Raw genomic sequence first — 6172 nt, forward strand, 5'->3', positions numbered from 1 at the left:
TCAGAAAGTATGCTGGAGTAATAAAAGAAGGGTGACAGCCGAAGCAAGATGATATATTTGAGGTTATGAAGACACAAATACAGATCAATTGCCCCGACTGTCACAGTCCCAGTTTTTCGATACACGGCAAAAAAAGCTATGGCAAGCAGAACTATCAATGTAAGGACTGCAAACGCCAGTTTATTGGCGATCATGCCCTAACTTATAACGGCTGTCACTCTAGAATAGAAGATAAAATACGGCTAATGACAGTGAGAGGCTGTGGCGTCAGAGACATTGCTATTATAGCCTCTATTAGTATTGGTAAAGTCCTTAGCACCATAGGCTCATCGGTCTATAAGATTACACCTAAAAAGCGCTATTATGAACGCTTAGAGGTTGATGAGTTTTGGACTTACGTGTATCGCAAAAAGCGTAAAGTTTGGCTTATTTATGCTTATGACCGCGCTACCAATGAGATTGTCGCTTATGTCTGGGGCAAACGTGACCTGAAAACAGCTAAGAAGCTAAGAGCCCGTCTTAAACAACTGAAAGTCAGCTATGGCTCTATTAGCATGGATAACTGGGATAGCTTTATAACCGCATTCAAGCCTGACAAGAAACAAATCGGCAAGCAGCATACGGTAGGCATAGAAGGTAATAACTGTCGCCTTAGGCACCGATTGCGACGAGCCGTTCGAAAGACCTGCTGCTTCTCAAAGAAGTTTGATAACCACTTTAAGGTGTTTGATTTGGTATTCTTCTATGTCAATTATGGCTATGTCTGATGCCAGAATACTTTTTAGAACACCACCGATTTTTCTGGTAGCAGACACTAAGGAGCATTATGTCAATTAAAGTATTCGACACCATCATTATCGGCGGTGGTCAAGCCGGTTTAGCCGTTGGCTACTATCTGAGACGTGCGAAACTTGACTTCATCATTCTTGACAATCAAGACCAAAGTGGCGGCGCGTGGCAGCATACTTGGCCATCGTTACGCCTATTTTCTCCTGCTCTTATGAGCTCCTTGCCAGGTCGCTTGATGCCAAAAGCAAAAGATGGAGAGTATCCCCATAGAGACGAGGTCATCCATTACCTTGCTGACTACGAAGAACATTATAAGTTACCAATCTACCGACCTTATCAAGTCCAAAGCGTACAGCGTGATGATGAAAACAATTGCTTACGGGTGACTGATGGAAGTTTTACATGGTTGGCAAAAACCGTCGTGAGCGCAACGGGAACCTGGAGCAATCCTATAATTCCTTCTATCAAAGGTCAGCAAGCGTATCTTGGGGAGCAATGCCACTCCGCGCATTATGAAGGCCCAGACGCCTACAGAAATAAGCGCGTATTGGTAGTAGGTGGTGGTAATTCAGGTGCACAAATCTATGCGGAGCTGGCTGAAGTGGCTAACGCCAGCTGGGTAACACGTGAGCCCCCATTGTTTTTAGCCGATGATGTCGATGGACGTGTCCTGTTTGAAAGAGCAACAGCACGTATTACTGGCAGCAATAATGGTGATCCTGAGGGCGGTATCGGTGATATCGTCATGGTGCCTCCCGTCAAGGCGGCACGTGACAAAGGTATCTTACATTCAGTACCTATGTTCAGCCAATTTACTCAACAAGGCGTCATTTGGGCTGATGGTAGTGAAGAAACGATAGATGCCGTTATTTGGTGTACTGGGTTTGAACCAAATCTTGACCATCTAGCACCTTTAAATGTCTTAGAAGCTGATGGAAAAGTGCAAGTTAAAGATGGGCAAGCGGTCAAGGAGCCTCGGTTATGGTTATTTGGTTATGGTGACTGGGCAAGCCCAGGTTCTGCCACTCTGATTGGTGCTGGACGCAGTGCTAGAGAGAATGTTCCCACTCGAGACCTTCCTGAAATTTGTGTAAGTCTTGCTCAAAGTTAGTGACACAGAATCTGGGATGGCCTCTGTTTATTTGCTTCAAACCCAGTTACTTTACACTTAGCGGTTTAATTAAGCTACTTACTTGAGCTATTTGCTTCAGTTATTAGGCTTGGCTACTTACTCAACTTCAATATTCTAAAGGCGCCCTGAATAACTAAAGCAAATACGATGCTACCAATAATCAAATCAGGCGTACTAGAGTGTAACCAATTAACCAAAATCCCTGCAACAATTACCCCTAAATTGATAATCACATCGTTTGAAGTGAAAATCATACTGGCTTGCATATGGGCTTCTTCTTTGCTTTTCGATTTTTGTAGTAAATAGAGGCAAATCGAGTTTGCAATTAGCGCAAGAATCGATATGACTATCATGGTAGAAAAGTCAGGTAACTGCTCATTGCCAAAGAAACGTCTTAGTACTTCTAAAAAACCAAGAATCGCTAGCGTAATTTGAAAATATCCGGCAATTCTAGCAATCCGTTTTTTCTTAATGACCGTTCCACCGACCGCAAATAAGCTAATTCCGTACACGAAGCTATCTGCTAACATATCTAAGCTGTCGGCGACCAACCCCATCGAACGAGAAATCAGTCCCGTGCTCATTTCAATAATAAAGAAAGCAAAGTTAATGACCAGCACTATCCATAGTAGCTTTCTTTGCTCAGCATCTTTTTTGTGACTAGAGTCAGCATCAATTTTAAAATTATTGTTGGGATCAGAGGGGTCAATGGTTTCGGTCGAGAGTAGGGTGTCTCCTAATTTTAGGTCATGAATAGCAGTCTCTATCCCTTCTATATTGTCATGATGAAACACAGTTAATTGACGGTTAGGAATGTCGAACTCAAGATGTTCAATATTCGAGTGGCCCTCTAATTTCATTCGGATTAGGTTTTCCTCCGAAGGGCAGTCCATCTTCGATATTTTAAAAGTTGTTTTATTCATAGCTACATTTATATCCGGGTGGTGGTTCAAATGCCCAGCCTGTCTAAGTGACAATATAAAGAAAAATGGTTTCAAAAGCTATACCTTAGCGGAACCAGCTATCTCACCCTTCAAACATATTAACAGACTACTTAAAGCAGACTGTTAGCATGGAACCATCTATAACAGATTTTTGAATTATAAGACTGGCTGCTGTGCTTTTTTCCTATCATTAGCCTATACCCAAAACATAAAACCTTTAAATGATAATCTATCTATCATTAGACTTTTTTATATTATTAAATGATAGTAATATCTTGTTATTATCAATGAGCACTAATTATTAAGTCTAAATAATAGAGGTGGGTTATGACTGTTCGTATTTATGTGAGAGCCAGCACTAAGGATCAAGACGCTACCAGAGCATTGGCTGATTTGGTGGCTTTCAGTACAAGTTATGATGATAACCATGTTGAGTACGTCGAGCATTTCAGTGGTACAAAGCTCGATAGACCATTATTAGCCAAGCTGCTAAAGGACGCTGAGCAAGGCGATATTCTACTGGTTGAAAGCGTGGATAGATTAAGCCGATTATCTCAAGATGATTTTGCAATTCTAAAGCAGCGTATCAAAGACAAAGGCTTGCGATTGGTGGTGGCTGATCTACCAACGACGCATACAGTTAATAATGGCATGACAGGTGAGATCCTAACAGTGATTAACCATATGCTGATCGACTTATTAGCAACGATGGCAAAGCTTGATAACGACAAGCGTAGAGAGCGTATCAAGCAGGGATTGGCTAACAGTGGCTATAAGCCCTCCGGTAAGAAGCCTAATACAACGAAACACAATCGTATTAGAGAGTTGGCCAGTCAAAATAATATGACGAAAGAGGAGATTGCTAAGGCGGTTGGTGTTGGGGTGGCTACGGTTTATCGAGTGTTAAAGCAGGGCTAATAGCTGAGGTATTTTAAATATTAACCCATCATTATTATAATCAGTACTATATTTTATTTTTGTTCGTAAGCAGCTGATATATAAGGCTTTACACGCGAGGCAAGAAGGCTTTATTTTCAGAAATAGGTACTCTATTACTACGTAGCTGTGTTAAGAACGGTGTATTTTCATCATTCAATTTCGTTCAATTATGCCCACTTAAAACGCCCTTCGATCTTTATCTAAAGACATCACAGCGTCATATAAAAATCGATTTAATGCAATGAGGCTTCATTATAATCATTATATTGCATTCATAATCGCTTTTCTGCAAAATGGCTTATCTATAATCGCTTGAGCCCCTCATGATGAATACCCCTACTTCAGACCCTATTGGCGCAGCATGGCTTATCCGTTATGCCAGCATCGAGCTGGTTTCCCTATAAACCCACCATCAAAAACATGCCTCAGCAGGGACAGGTAGCGACATTGTAAATAGTATCAATGAGTTACAATGTGGCTTATCCCGAACTGGGGTTACTAATAGGTAAACGTTTGGCGGCAAACTGCGCCCATGCCAAACTCGGTGCCAAACGCTGCCAAGCAACGTGATCGCGCATGACGCCAACGGTTGGTAATACCACCTGCAAAATCGCCAAGATTAAGGCGGCCAGCAAGGCAAAATAACCCAATTCTGTGATTAACATACGGTCTAACCCTGTTTACTCTAATATGATTTAAGCTCACTGTAACGGTTGGATTTTTATTATTGGAAACTATTGAAATTTACTGCTATCTCTAGCTCCAATTGTTTTCGAAGTGTTTTGAAAAGCGTGCCGAAAGTAATAGACAATCATAAATATACAACCATCTTTTGTTAGGTAAGAAGAATATTGAATTAGTTAACCGGACTTATAACAGCCTAATGCCATCTAAATAAGACCTAGACGATCACACCTGAAAGACAGGCGCGAATCCACCGCCTGGCGTACGGAAGTTAGTCACCTGACCTTGATACACACGCGCAGCAGGTAGTAACAGTTTTCCGCCATACGTATAAAGACGTATATCTACCTTTCTTGTTGTTACGATGTCATCAATTTTGAGTGATCTCTCTCCTGCAGGGACAAAGGTCTGTGCGATATAATCTTCATCCAGAATGTTTTCGAAGACGCGTCGAGTCAGTTTGCTACCGCGATAAACACCTTTGCTTCCATGACCAGCAACTGGCTTAAAAAACAGTTGCCGCCGAGTAAGCCACAACTCTGCTGCATCGTCTCTTGATACAATCTTAGTCCTCGGTACAGACCTTTCGAGGCACTCCACTGCAGCCTCATCCAGACCCCAAGAGCGCAATATTTGGGAGTCTGATAGCAATGTCAGGTTTTGCTTATTGGCCAACATAGCATGTACGCGGGGATTGGGTGTCACTACCACAGCACCCTCTAAATAAGCCTGCTTAAGCAATACATGGTCAGGGTCCTCAAATGCAAAGTCGACAAGCCGATTGTAAATCATATCGATTTTCTGGCCATGGGCTGTTAACGTACCATCGATATAATCGAGTTCAGAGGGATCAAGTATCACAGTATCAATACCTCTGGCTTGGAGCAGTTGACAGGCTAACTCAAACTCTAAGAACATGAACTGACTCTCGGGGTCATTGTCCACAATAGCTAACCGATTGGGCATAGCAACAGCGGACTGTCGCTGCCATTCCTGTTTGAACATGTCAAACACTGCTTCCTCGAACCTATCTAGCATTTGATTGGTTCCAGCGCTTTGCTCTGAGGGGTTGCAACAGCGTTTTTGTGCGCGAGCGAGCAACAAATTCAGAAATGCGCCACCGGCATTGGTATTGACCTCGATGAGCTGAGGTCCATCGCTACCCAAGTGAAAGTCATAACCCATGAGAGCCCCTATTGGACCTGGATCGAAAGCAGCTATTTCTGGTGCCCAAGACAGCACTTGCTCTTGATACAATGGCAGTTCGGCAGCTGACTCGATAGCCCTGACGATTCGCTCCATCGCCTCTATCTCTGTTTTGGGAACGAACACGGGTGTTGCTGAAAAAAGCTTATTAAGCTCGTTCGCTCCTATTGGATTGTTTCTAGTTTCTACCAATTGATCTTGAAGGCTTGTATTAAGCGCTTTACGATCAAGGGTAATGCAGTAGCACTCTTGGTTAAGTCGATTTGCAAGACCGTCATTTTTTTCGTTGTTATTAGTTGGGTGTTCCATTTAGAGTCCGTCGCTAAGTAGAGTACTCACGCTGACATACTCTAGTAAAAAGTAAAAAGTAAAAAAGGTTCTTGGCGTGTTTAAGTAGTGCTAGCTACTTTCTAATGTTTCATTCCCTGAGACTAAATCATTATTTCGTTCATTTTTAGGTGGTGTTCTAAAAAGTATG

6 protein-coding genes are annotated in these 6172 nt (G+C 42.4%); 3 read left to right on the plus strand and 3 right to left on the minus strand.

What is annotated here, in order from left to right:
* Positions 1–65 precede the first annotated feature (65 nt).
* Both B3R91_RS10255 and B3R91_RS10260 read left to right on the plus strand, forming a co-directional pair.
* Positions 66–767, plus strand: coding sequence for an IS1 family transposase (locus B3R91_RS10255; RefSeq protein ID WP_286797531.1), 702 nt, complete (start codon positions 66–68; stop codon positions 765–767).
* Between the two features lie 59 nt (positions 768–826).
* Positions 827–1900 (plus strand): ArsO family NAD(P)H-dependent flavin-containing monooxygenase, encoded by a 1074-nt coding sequence (locus B3R91_RS10260; protein ID WP_087814213.1) that lies wholly within the window; start codon positions 827–829, stop codon positions 1898–1900.
* A 113-nt stretch (positions 1901–2013) separates the two neighbouring features.
* Here the strand turns inward: B3R91_RS10260 and B3R91_RS10265 are convergent, their stop codons facing one another.
* Entirely contained in the window at positions 2014–2844 is an 831-nt protein-coding gene (locus tag B3R91_RS10265) for a cation transporter (RefSeq protein ID WP_087814222.1), read from the minus strand.
* Positions 2845–3192: 348 nt separating this feature from the next.
* Between B3R91_RS10265 and B3R91_RS10270 the strand changes: the two genes are divergently transcribed.
* Positions 3193–3783 carry a recombinase family protein gene (locus B3R91_RS10270; protein WP_286797533.1) on the plus strand — a complete coding sequence of 197 codons (591 nt, stop codon included), beginning with the start codon at positions 3193–3195 and terminating at the stop codon, positions 3781–3783.
* 500 nt (positions 3784–4283) lie between these two features.
* Here B3R91_RS10270 and B3R91_RS10275 read toward each other — a convergent pair whose 3' ends face one another.
* Positions 4284–4469, minus strand: coding sequence for a hypothetical protein (locus tag B3R91_RS10275; RefSeq protein WP_286797535.1), 186 nt, complete (start codon positions 4467–4469; stop codon positions 4284–4286).
* 244 nt (positions 4470–4713) lie between these two features.
* Complete coding sequence (locus tag B3R91_RS10280; RefSeq protein ID WP_286797534.1) at positions 4714–6003, minus strand: hypothetical protein; 1290 nt, start codon at positions 6001–6003, stop codon at positions 4714–4716.
* Between the last annotated feature and the right edge of the window lie 169 nt (positions 6004–6172).

Source organism: Psychrobacter sp. UBA6291, from assembly GCF_002439405.1.
Lineage (GTDB): Bacteria > Pseudomonadota > Gammaproteobacteria > Pseudomonadales > Moraxellaceae > Psychrobacter > Psychrobacter faecalis.